This is a genomic window from Aerococcus christensenii (assembly GCF_001543105.1).
Lineage (GTDB): Bacteria > Bacillota > Bacilli > Lactobacillales > Aerococcaceae > Aerococcus > Aerococcus christensenii.
The window spans coordinates 51,191-64,341 of sequence record NZ_CP014159.1 but is presented as its reverse complement, the minus strand read 5'-3'; the positions used below and the strand labels follow the sequence as shown (position 1 = coordinate 64,341).

Annotated in this window: 12 protein-coding genes and 1 tRNA gene; 10 read left to right on the top strand and 3 right to left on the bottom strand. The window is 39.0% G+C overall.

Annotation, left to right across the window (positions count from 1 at the left end):
- Positions 1-37: 37 nt before the first annotated feature.
- The 6 genes from hflX to AWM71_RS00220 all read left to right on the top strand — a co-directional run bounded on the left by hflX (position 38) and on the right by AWM71_RS00220 (position 3,276).
- Entirely contained in the window at positions 38-1,273 is a 1,236-nt protein-coding gene (gene hflX, locus AWM71_RS00250; RefSeq protein ID WP_082632682.1) for a GTPase HflX, read from the top strand.
- A gap of 68 nt (positions 1,274-1,341) precedes the next feature.
- Positions 1,342-1,415: transfer RNA gene (locus tag AWM71_RS00245), tRNA-Arg, on the top strand.
- 305 nt (positions 1,416-1,720) lie between these two features.
- On the top strand, positions 1,721-2,005 hold the full coding sequence (locus tag AWM71_RS00235) for a hypothetical protein (protein ID WP_060776131.1): 285 nt from the start codon (positions 1,721-1,723) through the stop codon (positions 2,003-2,005).
- Positions 2,006-2,097: 92 nt separating this feature from the next.
- Positions 2,098-2,691 carry an InlB B-repeat-containing protein gene (locus tag AWM71_RS00230; RefSeq protein WP_060776130.1) on the top strand — a complete coding sequence of 198 codons (594 nt, stop codon included), beginning with the start codon at positions 2,098-2,100 and terminating at the stop codon, positions 2,689-2,691.
- The gene (locus AWM71_RS00225; RefSeq protein WP_062121831.1) at positions 2,652-2,897 is read left to right on the top strand and encodes a hypothetical protein; all 246 of its coding nucleotides are present in this window, start codon (positions 2,652-2,654) and stop codon (positions 2,895-2,897) included. The genes AWM71_RS00230 and AWM71_RS00225 overlap by 40 nt, the downstream gene beginning before the upstream one ends.
- A 76-nt stretch (positions 2,898-2,973) precedes the next feature.
- Entirely contained in the window at positions 2,974-3,276 is a 303-nt protein-coding gene (locus tag AWM71_RS00220) for a hypothetical protein (protein ID WP_060776128.1), read from the top strand.
- Between the two features lie 352 nt (positions 3,277-3,628).
- Here AWM71_RS00220 and AWM71_RS00215 read toward each other — a convergent pair whose 3' ends face one another.
- Both AWM71_RS00215 and AWM71_RS00210 read right to left on the bottom strand, forming a co-directional pair.
- A complete protein-coding gene (locus tag AWM71_RS00215) occupies positions 3,629-4,675 on the bottom strand; it encodes a PTS sugar transporter subunit IIC (RefSeq protein WP_060776127.1) in 1,047 nt (348 codons plus the stop codon).
- A 292-nt stretch (positions 4,676-4,967) separates the two neighbouring features.
- Positions 4,968-5,912, bottom strand: coding sequence for a 2-dehydropantoate 2-reductase (locus AWM71_RS00210; RefSeq protein ID WP_060776126.1), 945 nt, complete (start codon positions 5,910-5,912; stop codon positions 4,968-4,970).
- A gap of 733 nt (positions 5,913-6,645) precedes the next feature.
- On the opposite strand from AWM71_RS00210, the gene AWM71_RS00205 reads away from it, so the two are divergent.
- Complete coding sequence (locus tag AWM71_RS00205) at positions 6,646-7,434, top strand: enoyl-CoA hydratase/isomerase family protein (RefSeq protein WP_060776125.1); 789 nt, start codon at positions 6,646-6,648, stop codon at positions 7,432-7,434.
- Positions 7,435-7,437: 3 nt separating this feature from the next.
- On the opposite strand, the gene AWM71_RS00200 is transcribed toward AWM71_RS00205, so the two are convergent.
- Entirely contained in the window at positions 7,438-8,388 is a 951-nt protein-coding gene (locus AWM71_RS00200; RefSeq protein WP_060776124.1) for a LysR family transcriptional regulator, read from the bottom strand.
- Between the two features lie 345 nt (positions 8,389-8,733).
- Between AWM71_RS00200 and AWM71_RS00195 the strand changes: the two genes are divergently transcribed.
- The 3 genes from AWM71_RS00195 to AWM71_RS00185 all read left to right on the top strand — a co-directional run bounded on the left by AWM71_RS00195 (position 8,734) and on the right by AWM71_RS00185 (position 13,047).
- Positions 8,734-10,065 carry a GntP family permease gene (locus tag AWM71_RS00195; RefSeq protein WP_060777409.1) on the top strand — a complete coding sequence of 444 codons (1,332 nt, stop codon included), beginning with the start codon at positions 8,734-8,736 and terminating at the stop codon, positions 10,063-10,065.
- Between the two features lie 26 nt (positions 10,066-10,091).
- Entirely contained in the window at positions 10,092-11,666 is a 1,575-nt protein-coding gene (locus tag AWM71_RS00190) for an acyl CoA:acetate/3-ketoacid CoA transferase (protein WP_060776123.1), read from the top strand.
- A gap of 133 nt (positions 11,667-11,799) precedes the next feature.
- On the top strand, positions 11,800-13,047 hold the full coding sequence (locus tag AWM71_RS00185; protein WP_060776122.1) for a thiolase family protein: 1,248 nt from the start codon (positions 11,800-11,802) through the stop codon (positions 13,045-13,047).
- The last annotated feature ends 104 nt before the right edge of the window (positions 13,048-13,151 follow it).

Genomic DNA, 13,151 nt, shown 5'->3' with positions numbered 1-13,151 from the left:
ATTCTATATCAGTATTTCAAGGAAAGTAGGGAGCAGAGTGCCCCAGCAAGTCATTATTGTTCATGTGCAATTGCCAGATAATCCCTTAGACCAGATGAAGCGACAGGTCCAAGAACTCCAATCCCTCGTTGAAACAGCAGGGGGAGAGGTGGTTTGCACATTGATGCAAGCCCGACCTCAAATTGATGGGAGAACAGTTATTGGAAAGGGAAAATTAAAAGCTCTCAAAGACTTAGTAGGCAGTCTAGAAGCAGATTTAGTGGTCTTTTACCAAGAGTTGACTCACACACAAAATAGGAACCTTCAAGAGGCGTTAGAAGTGGGGGTTATTGATCGGGTACAATTGATTTTAGATATTTTCGCCCAGCGTGCCCAATCGAAAGAAGGAAAGCTCCAAGTGGCTCTCGCCCAAAGCCAGTACCTTTTGCCTCGATTAGCTGGTCAAGGTAAGTCCCTCTCTCGTTTAGGAGGAGGCATTGGAAGTCGAGGCCCTGGTGAAACGCAACTGGAACAAGACCGACGTTTTCTCAGAAAGAAGATTCAAAAAATCAAACAAGATCTGAAACAAGTCGAAAAGCATCGGCAAGTGGCCCGAAAAAATCGGACAAGTTCTTTCGTTTTTCGAGTAGGGCTCATGGGCTATACCAATGCTGGCAAGTCCACGCTCTTGACAGGCCTAACGTCTGCAGACACGTATCAAGCGGATCAGCTATTTGCAACCTTGACACCTTTGACCCGCCACTTTCAATTTTCGAATCAATGCCTGGTCAGTGTGACAGATACAGTGGGGTTTATTCAAGATTTGCCACCGCTAGTTATTGATGCTTTTCATTCGACTTTAGAAGAGAGCCGACAAGTAGACCTCCTTCTCATTGTGGTTGATAGCTCTTCGCCCTATGCTAAGGAGCAAGAAGAGGTTGTTAATCAGCTCTTAATAGATCTTCACATGCAAGAGATTCCACGCCTCTACCTCTATAATAAGACCGACTACCTTCCTATATCTCAAGAAGTCCCTCTGACGTATTCTCGTCCCTTCCTGAAGCTATCTGCGAAGTCTAAGTCAGATATTGAGCGTTTGAAGGAAGCCATTGCGGATCAAATCAAGCGCGCTTATACGCCTTTTAGTGGATGGGTTGCTCCTGAAGAACTCTCTTCATGGCTCAAGTGTCGCTCTTCGCTTTATTTAGAGTCTGTCCATTTTGATCAAGGACACAATGCTTATCGCTTGAAAGGCTATCGTCCACCAACTTTCCAATTACCAAGGGATTTTTAGAGGCTTGCTCTAGAAAAAACTTGACAGATAAGGCTAGTATTGAGTAAAATATAAGAGTTGTCAGATAACTGAGGGTAGCTCAGCTGGATAGAGCAACGGTCTTCTAAACCGTGGGTCGCGGGTTCGAATCCCGCTCTTCAGATGTTAAGGAATGGCGTTCTATCAGCGTTTTCATGCGTTGGTGGGGCGCTGTTTTTTTTATGTGCTTTTAAAAAGTTGCCCCCTTTTTTGCCCCCACCCTTTTTAGCTAAAGAAGTGAAAATTTCCTCTCCATCTAAGGAAGATATTCATAAGCAAGTTTCAGACAAAGAAGACCAGAAGTCTAAGAATCATCCGACTGCTTCTTTACCAAGTGGTCTTTCTAAAGAAAGCCCTAAGCCATCAAGTTCAAATGAGAGTTCGCTTAGTTCTCAATAAAATTCCCTTCCTCAAAAGAAGAAAGTCTCTGTGGAAGAAGGTTTGCTGAGAAGTTCCAAGCAAATCAAAGAACTTCATCAAACAGCACCTGCTTTACATCCACTGGATTCTAACCAACTAGAGCTAGCACTTCCTAAAACCGATCTTAAAGAGCCCAAAAGTAAGGAAGAGGCTAATCAACAAGTTCAACCGGTTCCTTCTCAGAAAACCTATACCCTTAAGTTCCGTTATGTTGTGAGAGATAATCCGAATCTTGTTCTCTATCAACCTTATGAAATGACTGTGCGTGAAGACCCAGCTGGACCAGTTCGATAAAGTTCTGAAATTAGAGAAGATTCCTGGCTATACCAGTCCTTTGCCCTCTGATAAAGAAATATATCTTAGACCATCAAAATCAAGTCATTAATGTGCCTTATCAATCCGCTGTAGCCAAATATTATGTTCGCCACTTAATTCAGAAATTGGATAACCCACAGACGAAAGATAAGGATGAATCCGAAGAATTTGAAGTTTATACTGAACAATTATCCAAGGAGAAAACCGATAAAGAGGGAGGAACGCCACAGAGTGGATTAGTGGGGCAAAACGCTTTGGCACAACTTTTGGAAATCCGAGGCTTCTCACCTGAAGGAGAACTTGTTCGCTCGCCTTTACCAGATACAGGGGGAAGACTGCATTTTGATTTGCGGTATTATCGTAAGTCGTATACCGCCTCTTATGATACAGGCGGGGCTGAAAATCCTATTCGGTCGCAACAACTCTATTATGGCCAGCAAGTCCCTTCACTAGCCAAGGATAAAGAGCCCAAGTGGAAGGGACATACCTTCCTTGGTTGGATTAGAGAGGATGACTCCTCTAGCCAAACGCCTCAAAAAGATCTGAAAGCTTTCACTTCTGGTCAACTGACGCCCCAAGCCTTTTATGAGGCCTGTCAGGAATTAGACGGTGAGAAAGTGGAGGCTTGCAAGGATATATCTTGCTTAAAAGCCAGAAAACGATAGATGCAGATAATAACAAGTATGAATATTGGGATACGGCGCCTTTCCGGCTGACGAAGGATATGTTTGTGGCTGCTAAATTTCAGCTAGATCCAGAGGCTGATGAAGAGGTGGGAGCCTTATACCCTGAGCTTGAAGAAGGAGAAACGGATGAGGAACGGGCAGAAAGACTACGCTATCAGCGCTTTCTGGTCCCTATTATCTTCTAATAGTGGCATGGCACACCATGTCCTAATTAAGAAGGAGACGACGGAGTCTGCACTAAAACGTCTGAGTGAGGGACAGATGGATAAAGAGAAAGTGGATCAGGCAACCCTTAGTGCTTATCAAATCGTCCCTCAGCTTTCCAATAATAAACAAGATACGGATTATGAAAAGTATCTATTCCCTAGTCCAGAAATTCAAGGCTATCAAGCTCTAGAAGAAAAGAAACTCTCTCGTCATTTGGATGAGGACGAGTATGAGGAATGGAAAGAAGGCGTCAGCGAAGAAATTCCAGAAGATCAACGCAAATCTTTTCTTAATTCGGATAAGATGAAGTTTTACGGACAAGCGTATAATACGGAAGAACACAGACGGGTGCAGTAAACTATGAAGTTTTAGAGCGATTAGGAATCCTTGCTTTAGGCTTAGGAAGTTTATTTGCATTTCGGAAGAAGAAACGATTCTAATTTTTGAAAGGTAATATCAAAAAAAGCAGAGTTTAATAGATGAGGTGCTCCCAAAAAGTTAGATTTTTAGTTCAACTTTTTGGAAGTGCTTCAGGAGCTCTGCTTTTTTTATGGAGAAGTTTAAAGTAATTAATTTTTTTAGAGGTGAATATATAGGAAAAAGGTTGTGTGAGGGATGAGTGAGTAAGGGCTGCATACAAAACACGAATAGAAATAAAAAAAACGTGAAGATTTTTGCTTCACGTTTTTTGGTTTCTTAACAGCTAAGCTTAGTTGCCTTGGAATTTGAAGACAACATTTGGATCGTAAAGTTTGAGCATTTTAGCAAATAAGAAGTAAGCTACTAAACCTGCAATAATAGGGATAATCAACCAAACAATTACTGCTGAGATAACGCTTAAACCTGCATCGATAGATGCGAGAGGCCCAACGATTCCGACAAGACCGAACCCAGCGGATTGAGGAGTACCCAAAACGTTGAAGATGGAAACAGGAATTGCGGAAAAAGCTGCTGTAAAGAGAACAGGAATCATAATAATTGGATATTTGAATAAGTTAGGCATCATTAATTTCATACCACCAAGGGCAATGGCGAGGGTAACACCAGAGTCATTAACTTTCCAAGAATGAATAACTAAGATAACTGCCGAAGCACCAACTCCCATAGCTGCAGCACCAGCAGAGATACCGTTTAATTGGATCGCTAAACCGATAGCCACAGTAGAAACTGGGGAGATGATAATAAGCGCGAAAGCACAGCTAATGAGAATAGTCATTATGATAGGTTGGAAGTTAGTAAACGCATTAATAACATGACCTAAAGCACCTGTTAAGGAAGCAACGATAGGGAGTAAGAGTACCCCGATGAGGGAAACCCCACACCCGACTAAGATTGGCATCGCAATAACAGCCGTTGAACCAAATTTATCTTTGACCCACATTAAAACGAGAACAGCAATAGAAGCTGTTATCATGGTGTTAATCAGGTCACCGGTCCCTGCACCGACATAGGCCTTAACTTGAGGATTAAATTTAATAACCCCAGAACCTACAAAGGCACAGGCTGCCGTAACCATGATTTGCATAGGCTTAAACCCGAATTGAATAGCAATCAAACCACCAATGATAATTGGCGTAGCTAATTGAATAATAACTGCAATTTGAGTAATGGTTACAGCTAAAGGAATGTGTGTAAAGTATTTAAGGATACCAGATAAAACAGCGTTTGGAATAAGTCCGATAACTACCCCTAAAGCGGTCCCTCCTAAGACTTTATTTAAAAAGACTTTAGGAGTCATTTTTGATTCAGTTTCCATAATATAAACCTCCCTGGATCAAATCAATGAAGACCTCTACATTTTTGATTAGTAACACAGAGCAAATTATATCCTTAGTTAGAGTCTTTCTTTTAAAATATTTCAAACATTAGTAACCAAACTTAGAAAGACCTATAAGGAAACAAGGAAAGAAGAAAATCTGTCGCCGTACAAATACTATGATTTGCGTTCCTTGCCATATTTGGTTAATAAATGGCTTTGCTCAACTATAAAATTAAAAAATGAAGTGCAGAAGTCAAAAATGTAGAAGTCGATGTGAAAAACAAAAGCTTTATTTAGCGCCTAAAATTTGTTCTTTGGTATGAACTAATGCTGTTAAGAAATGATTATAAGGGGTTGGAATACCTAATTTTTCACCTTTAGCAGCAATAGCACCGTTAATATAGTCGATTTCTGTTAAACGGTTATTCTTAACTAAGTCTTGATACATGGATGGGAAGTGAGCCCCGATAGTTTCACGGTTGTAGCATTCATAAACGTGTTGATACATTTCTTCTTTATCCATTTCAACACCTTCAGCGCGCGCAACATCAACAACTTCTGAAACAATGTTGCGAACGATGTGATCAGAAGCTTTAGCTTCACCAAGATCAGCCATGTTGGCTTCTAAAATGGTACATAGACCATTCATTGTAGCATTAACGCAGATCTTCTTGTAAATGAGGAAGAAGATTTCTTTTTCATAGATTGCATTAAGTCCACCTTCGTCGAGGACTTTAACGACTTCTTGTGCACCCTCAACGGCTTTATCACTCTTACCGAGATTTAACATGTTAACATATCCGTTACCAAATAGTTTTGGATGACCTGGGCCTTCTAAGCCAGCTGTCCACATAGTATTCCCGATAATAATATGTTCGCCGTCGAAGTATTTGCGAAGAATATCTTCGTAACCAATCCCATTCATGAGGCAAAGAACTTGTGTACTGTCAGTCACAATGGATTTTGTATCTTCTAGAGCTTGTTCTAATTGCATAGCTTTAGTAAAGATAATAACGAGATCTGCTTTTAAGCTAGGATCTACAGCTTTTTGGTGATAGATAGGAATATCTACGTGGACTTCTTCACCATTGTAATTAGCATTGATCCCATTCTTACTGATTTCTTCGACTTGTTTGTCCCAGCTATCAATCAATGTGACATCTTTACCTGCTTTTTTTAACATTAAACCGAACCGGCAACCCATAGCACCGGCACCTACAATAACAATTTTCATGAACATACCTCCTTTTTAGTTTGAAATATTTTAAATAATGACGACCATAAATTAAAATGGAGACGAGCTTCACAAACTCGCTTGAAAGTGAGAGATGATTGCGCTTACGTCGATAGTTGAATCCACTTTTGCACTTTGTGATAAAAAGCTTAGTGACATGAAAGATAGCGCTTTATTTCACCTATCAATTACCAAGGTTATTATATCAGTATTTTGATACAAAATGAACAGTTTTTTTTAAAATTTTTAAAAGACCCTAGAAAACGTTGATTTTTCAAGCTTTTTAAAAGCATAGTTTTAAAAGCATAGAATCTATTTATAGGACGAATAGGTTTTTTATGAGATTTAAGAACAAAAAATAAACTAAAAATTTAACAAAAATATTCACATATTAGTGTGAATATTATACCTAAAAACTTTAAAAAAAGCAAAGTTTAAGGGGCTTTCACGAGAATTTACTTGTTATTTCTTACACATGAAGCAAAAATTTTCACTTTTACTAAAAAAGTATTAGTTATTAAAAACACTAAGACCTTTATAAAAAAAATAATGAGGGGATATTTGAAAGAAAATATTTAGAAATCAAAGGAACTAAAGGAAGAAAGAAGTTGAATTCATAGGAATTCCTAAATAGTTATGGTAAATGCTGAAAAAAAGAATTTGTGAAATGAAGAGGGACATGCGAAAATTTTATTGTGAATTGAAACACAAAAATTTAAAAGGAGTGACTCTTATGTCAGTGTTAACTGTAACTGTAGAAAACAAAGTAGGGAAAATTATTTTAAATAATCCTCCTTTGAATATTTTAGAGATGGCTCACCTTCAAGAAATTGAAGATGCTGTGAAACGTTTAGATGAAGACGATAACGTTTCTGTCATTTACTTTACAATGGCACAACAAAAGAACGGCAAGATCTTCTCCGCTGGTATGGATCTTGATGAAATGTTGGCTACCCAAAAAGAAGAAAATGGAATTGAAGAATATTGTCGCGTTTCTAAACGCAACTATTCATGCTTCTACTTTGCAAAGAAACCTGTTGTCTATGTTTATGACGGGATTGTACGTGGGGGCGGCTGCGAAATGTCCTTGTTTGCAGACGTTCGAATTGCAGGGGAAAAATTAAACTTAGCGCTTCCTGAAATTGGTATTGGAATTATTCCTGGCGGTGGCGGAACCCAAACACTCCAACGTTTAATCGGTCAATCTAGAGCCAAAGCTTTAATTTATACAGGGACTACTTTAAATGCAGAACAAGCTAAAGAATTTGGTTTAGTTCATGAAGTTTTCCCTTCAGAAACTTTACAAGAAAAAGCCATTGAATTCGCTGAAAAAATGGCTCAAAATTCTCCTCAAGGTTTACAAGCTGCTAAGCGGGCAATTAATCAAGGATCAAGTTTAGAAATTTCAGAAGCTTTACCGTTTGAAACAAAAATCTTTGTAGAAAACTTTGCAACAGAAGACTCTAAAGAAGGAATTAGAGCCTTTAAAGAAAAACGTCGTCCAGTTTTCAAAAATAAATAGTTTTTAATGATTACTTTTAATATTAAATCTAAAATCTTTCGAAAGTTCGGATAAGATTCGAGTGGAATCACTAATAAATTCTTGAAGTGTTGGAGAGAGAACGTGGTCTTTTCGAATCGTGAAGACATAATCACATTTGAAGATATCACTATTAAAGGTAAAGACATTGCATCGGTTAAAACTTGGCCAATGCATACCGGTTACTGGAACGAAAGTCGCACCTAGTCCTTTTCTAGCAAGTCCAACAGCAGAATAAATAGTTTCAGGTTCTAAAATAACTTTTTGAGAGAGATGCTTCCGGGCAAAGAAAATATCAATCAATCGGCGAATCCCGTATTTATTTGGGAGAAGGACGAGGGGGAGATTATTAAGGACATCTAACTCATAAGGAAACATAGTCGTGTAGGCACCGTATTTACGATTATAAAGGGGATTAGTATCAGGAATGATGAGATGCATTTCATCGGTATAGATGTAATGATGAAAAAGATCAGTTCTGTCAATAGGAGCCATACCAAACGAAAGATCAATCACATGATTTTCAATCAAATGATCAATAGAATCTGCATCATCTTCATAGAATTCGAAAAGAATATCTGGATATTTTTTCAAAAAGGGAGGAATGATAAGAGGAAGGATAGAAGAACCTAGAGCAGGGTTAATTCCCAGTTTAATCTTTCCTTTCTTGTGGTTAGCGATTTTATCAAATTCGTTCACCATATCTTCTTCGATATCATTGATTTTGCGAAGATGCTTTAGAAATTGTTCACCTGCGTAAGTGATTTGAACAGATCTTGGAAGACGTTGGAAAAAAATTAAACCGTATTTACTTTCTAAACGAGAGAGCATTTTGCTCAAGTAAGGTTGTGAAACGTAAAGCTTTTCAGCCGCAGCTGTAATATTACCTTCTGATACGATGGTTTCCATTAAAACAAGGGGTGTAATATTTGACATGGTAAGCCTCCTAAAGAATAATCTTGAGACTTTAATTTTACCACAATATTGTTTCTTTTTCTATTGACTAACTTTTTAGTTATAGAAAAGAGTGATTTAGGAGAACATTATGAACTGAGTGAAAGGGATTACTCCTAGGAAGAAATTGGCCTAGAAATTAAGAATGTTTTAAACATTTTACTCTTGTTATTGCCATTTTCTAGGCCATATTTGTTTCTGGTGAGTGAGATAAGAAAAGTGACTGAAGGTTGAAAGATTTTATAGGAGTGAAGCATCATCTATAAGGAATAGGGGATTGGCTTTGTATATTAAATATTATTTTTAAGGAGAAGAATTATGATGAGTATGGGGACGCTAGGAGTTATCGGAATTGCATTAGGAATTATTGCAATTATTTATTTGTCAGTGAAGGGGTTAAATATTGTTATTGCCGCTCCATTGGCTACTTTGATTGTTATTTTGACTAACCAAATGGATATTATCCCAGCATTAATTGGAAAATCTCCGTCTTATATGACAGGATTAGCAGGCTTTTTGATTAAGAATTTTGCAATCTTCTTATTAGGGGCGGTACTTGCACAGTACATGGAAAAAAGTCGCGCAACCGTATCTATTGCTAACTGGGTGTTAGATAAAGTCGGTCTGGAAAATCCTTATTTAGTCTTAGTGGCATTTGCAGGCATTGCGGGCTTGTTAACTTATGGAGGAATTTCTCTCTTTGTCGTTATGTTTGCCTTAGTTCCTTTGGCACGTCCTATCTTTAAAAAGTTGGATGTGAATTGGGCACTCTTACCTATTCCACTCTTCTTAGGGATGGCAACAGTGACCATGTCAATGATACCAGGAACACCTTCCGTTCAAAATGCTGTACCTACAACTTACTTAGGGACGAGTTTAACAGCGGCTCCTCTTCTTAGTTTAGTAGGTATCATTACTTTGTTAGTGTTTGGTTTATTTTATTTGAGAATTCAACTTAACCGTTCTATTGCTAAAGGAGAAGATTTCTACTCCTACCTTGGAGAAGGGGAAAAAGCAGTAGAAGAAGAGGCAAAAGAAGAAGACGGCAATTATCCACCTATTTTATTAGCGATCTTACCACTTATTGTTTTAGTTGGAATTATTTTAACCTTTGCGAAAGTGCCAAACATTATCTTAGTGGCATTGACGGTCGGAATTTTATTAAGTGCTATTTTATATCGTAAATATCTTTCAAATCAAATGACTTTGCTTAACCTAGGGGCTAATGGAGCTGTTCCTTCAGCCTTTGCAACTTCTAGTTCTGTAGCCTTCGGATCTGTGTTAACCGCAGCTCCTGGATTTGGAATTATTAAAGAAGCAATTATGGCTATTCCAGGAAGTCCACTTATTGGGTTATCTGTAGCTACTGCCCTATTAGGTGGTATTACAGGATCTTCTTCTGGAACTTTGGGAATTGTGATGCAAAATTTTGCACAATCTTACCTCGATATGGGGGTACCTGCTGAATTGATTCACCGGGTAGCATGTGTAGCTTCTGCTGTTATTACCGTTGTTCCACATTCTGGGGTGACGATTACCTTCAATAACATTACAGGTTTAAACTTGAAGAATGCTTTCTGGCATCAATTTGTTATTGTCAATGGTGGTCACTTAGTGGCCTTAATTGTCATGTTGTTAGCTTCAACCGTGTTATATTAAAAAATTAATTAAAAAGGAGAATTGTTATGGGTAAAAATAAAAAGGTTATCACAAGACGTGAAGCAGCTGAATTAGTGAAAGACAATGCAACACTTGCTATGTCTACCTTTGGACTAAGCGGCTTACCTGAAGACCTCTTAGCGGCATTAGAAGAAAGATATGCTGAAGAAGGCCATCCTCAAAACATTACCGCTGTATGGTCAAGTGGGATTGGTAACAACCAACCTGGCCGTGGGGCTGACCATTTAGTAGCCGATGGATTAGTAAAACGTGTGATTGCTGGTCACGTTGGGTCTTCACCAAAAATGGTTGAAAAAGTTGTTAACAATGAAGTAGAAGCTTATCTCTTCCCTCAAGGGGTCTTCACACAACTTTATCGGGCAATTGGAAGCCACAAACCTTATTTGACAAAAGTAGGGTTACAAACCTATGTTGATCCAAGATTAGAAGGCGCTCGTGCAACAGCCTGCACCAATGAAGATCTTGTAGAGTTAGTTGAAGTAAACGGAGAAGAATGGTTGCAATATCCTGATTTAGATATTGATGTGGCCTTCATCCGCGGAACTTATGCTGATCAAAAAGGAAACTTAACCGTTGAAGATGAAATTGGCATCTTAGAGCAATTGGAATTAGCACTTGCTACTAAACGTAAAGGTGGGATAGTGGTTGCTCAAGTCAAAGCGGTTGTTGAAAATAATACCCTCGATCCTAAAGCAGTTCTTGTTCCATGTGGTTTAATTGACTACTTAGAAGTTTGTGAAGAAGAAGAACATCACTTCCAAACTATGGGAACTTATTATAAGGCAGAATTCGCGAATAAGATTCATGTCCCAGTAGGAAACAAAGGCCCAGTTAAATTATCTGCTAAGAAAGTCATCGGCCGTCGTGCAGCTATGGAATTATTACCAAACTCAGTGATCAATTTGGGAATCGGTATCCCTGATATGGTTGCTCATGTCGCTGCTGAAGAAGGCGTTTCAGATGAATATGTAACAACTTTAGAGTTAGGCGTTTGGGGAGGGAACCCTGCAGGTGGTTTAGACTTCGGTTCTTCTCTTAACGCGGAAGCTGTTCTTCCAATGGCTAACCAATTTGACTTTTATGATGGTGGTGGCTTAGGCTTATCTGTTCTTGGTATTGGCCAAATTGACCAATATGGGAATAACAATGTTACTAAGTTTGGCCCTAAAGTTCCAGGACCAGGTGGATTTGTCAATATTTCTCAAAATACGAAAAACTTAGTCTTTGTGGGAACCTTTACTGTTGGGGGCAAAGCTCACGTTGAAGATGGCAAATTAGTCATTGATAATCAAGGACGTGGTCCAAAATTTGTGAAAGAAGTCGAACAAGTTTCCTTCTCTGGAAAATATGCGGCTGAAAATGACCAACATGTTCTTTATGTAACAGAACGCGCCGTCTTTGATCTTCATGAAGGCAAGGTTCGTTTGATTGAAATCGCACCTGGTATTGATCTCAAAGGAGATGTCTTAGATAAGATGGACTTCGAACCAGAAATTGCAGAAGATTTGAAGACGATGGATGCTGGTCTCTTCCAAGAAGAATGGGGCGGCTTAAAAGCGTATCTTGATGCTAAAAAATAAGAAATATTTCTATAAAATAGACTAACATTTCCTTTAAGGGGACAACAAATTTGACTTTGTTGTCCCCTTTTTCCTTTAACTCCTGTATAATTGACTTCTTGGGAAGAATTATAAAAAATTAGGAGGATGAGAGATGCTGAAACAGCGAGAAGAAGAAATTGTTATTATTGGAGCAGCTAGGACTCCAATAGGTGCTTATTTAGGCGATTTGAAGACGGTCCCTGTTGAGCGATTGGGGGAGATCAGTCTCCAAGGCGCCATTGAACGATCCGGGGTTTCAAAGGACGAAATAGAGGAAGTTATTGTTGGTAATGTGATAGGATCCCAAACTAGCAATAACTTAGGGCGAATTATCGGCCTTAATGTTGGGCTACCGGTGACTTCAACAGGGATGACAGTGAATCGCATCTGTGGATCTGGCATGCAATCGGCAGTTTCTGCTTGTTTTTCATTGCTTTTCTCAGATAAAAAGGTTGTTGCTGCGGGAGGCGTTGAATCTTTATCGCGGGCGCCTTATTATTTGCCTGAAAGTGTGCGATATGAAGGCTTTAGAATGGGAGACCAGTCTCTCATTGATTCTCAATTAGCAGGGCTTGCTTCAGCGTCAGGGAGAGACTTGGATATCCCACATATGGGGAATACTGCTGAGAATGTAGCGCGTCGCTATGGAATTACAAGGCAAAGAGCGGATCTTTTTGCCCTTCATTCTCAACGCAAAGCTGCCCAAGCTATGAGTAGTGGACGGTTGGCTGAGGAAATTGTACCGGTTGAAGTGACTGGGAAAAAGGGAAAGGTTACAATAGTTGATACCGATGGCCATCCACGACCAGATACGACTTTAGAGGCTCTCTCTCGGCTAAAGTCTGCCTTTGAAGAAAATGGAATTGTCACTGCAGGCAATGCTTCCGGAATGAATGATGGGGCTTGTTTTGAATTGTTTACAACAGTTTCTTATGCTAAGGAAAAAAGTTATCCTCTCATGGCTCGGGTGGTGGATTTTGAAATTACAGGGTGTGATCCGGCTTATATGGGATTAGGACCTGTTTTTGCCATTCGCCGTTTATTGGAAAGACAGCAGATGACTTTGGAAAATGATATTGATATCCTTGAAATTAATGAGGCATTTGCTTCCCAAACGATTGGCTGCTTGATTGAATTAGGAATTGAAGAAGAAGGAGACTATTATAAAAAACACTTTAATCCAAATGGAGGAGCGATTGCTTTAGGACATCCTTTGGGCATGTCGGGAGCGCGTTTGATCACGAGCTTGGTCTATGAATTTAAAAATCATCCAGAGAAACGGTTTGGATTAGCTTCTGCTTGTATTGGAGGCGGACAAGGCATTGCCATCTTGCTTGAAAACGGGTCTTTTCTCCAATAAAAAAAGTAAAAAAGAAGAGATAGAAGTAAAAAGTAGGGACATGGACGAAAGCTAAAATTTGCCGTATAATTAAAGGATAAATTATGAAGAAATAAGTGGGTGAA

Coding starts and splice junctions, on each gene's coding strand:
- AWM71_RS00220 (WP_060776128.1), top strand. CDS start 2,974: ATGGATAAAGAGAAAGTGGATCAGGCAACCCTTAGTGCTTATCAAATC.
- AWM71_RS00215 (WP_060776127.1), bottom strand. CDS start 4,675: ATGGAAACTGAATCAAAAATGACTCCTAAAGTCTTTTTAAATAAAGTC.
- AWM71_RS00210 (WP_060776126.1), bottom strand. CDS start 5,912: ATGAAAATTGTTATTGTAGGTGCCGGTGCTATGGGTTGCCGGTTCGGT.
- AWM71_RS00205 (WP_060776125.1), top strand. CDS start 6,646: ATGTCAGTGTTAACTGTAACTGTAGAAAACAAAGTAGGGAAAATTATT.
- AWM71_RS00200 (WP_060776124.1), bottom strand. CDS start 8,388: ATGTCAAATATTACACCCCTTGTTTTAATGGAAACCATCGTATCAGAA.
- AWM71_RS00195 (WP_060777409.1), top strand. CDS start 8,734: ATGGGGACGCTAGGAGTTATCGGAATTGCATTAGGAATTATTGCAATT.
- AWM71_RS00190 (WP_060776123.1), top strand. CDS start 10,092: ATGGGTAAAAATAAAAAGGTTATCACAAGACGTGAAGCAGCTGAATTA.
- AWM71_RS00185 (WP_060776122.1), top strand. CDS start 11,800: ATGCTGAAACAGCGAGAAGAAGAAATTGTTATTATTGGAGCAGCTAGG.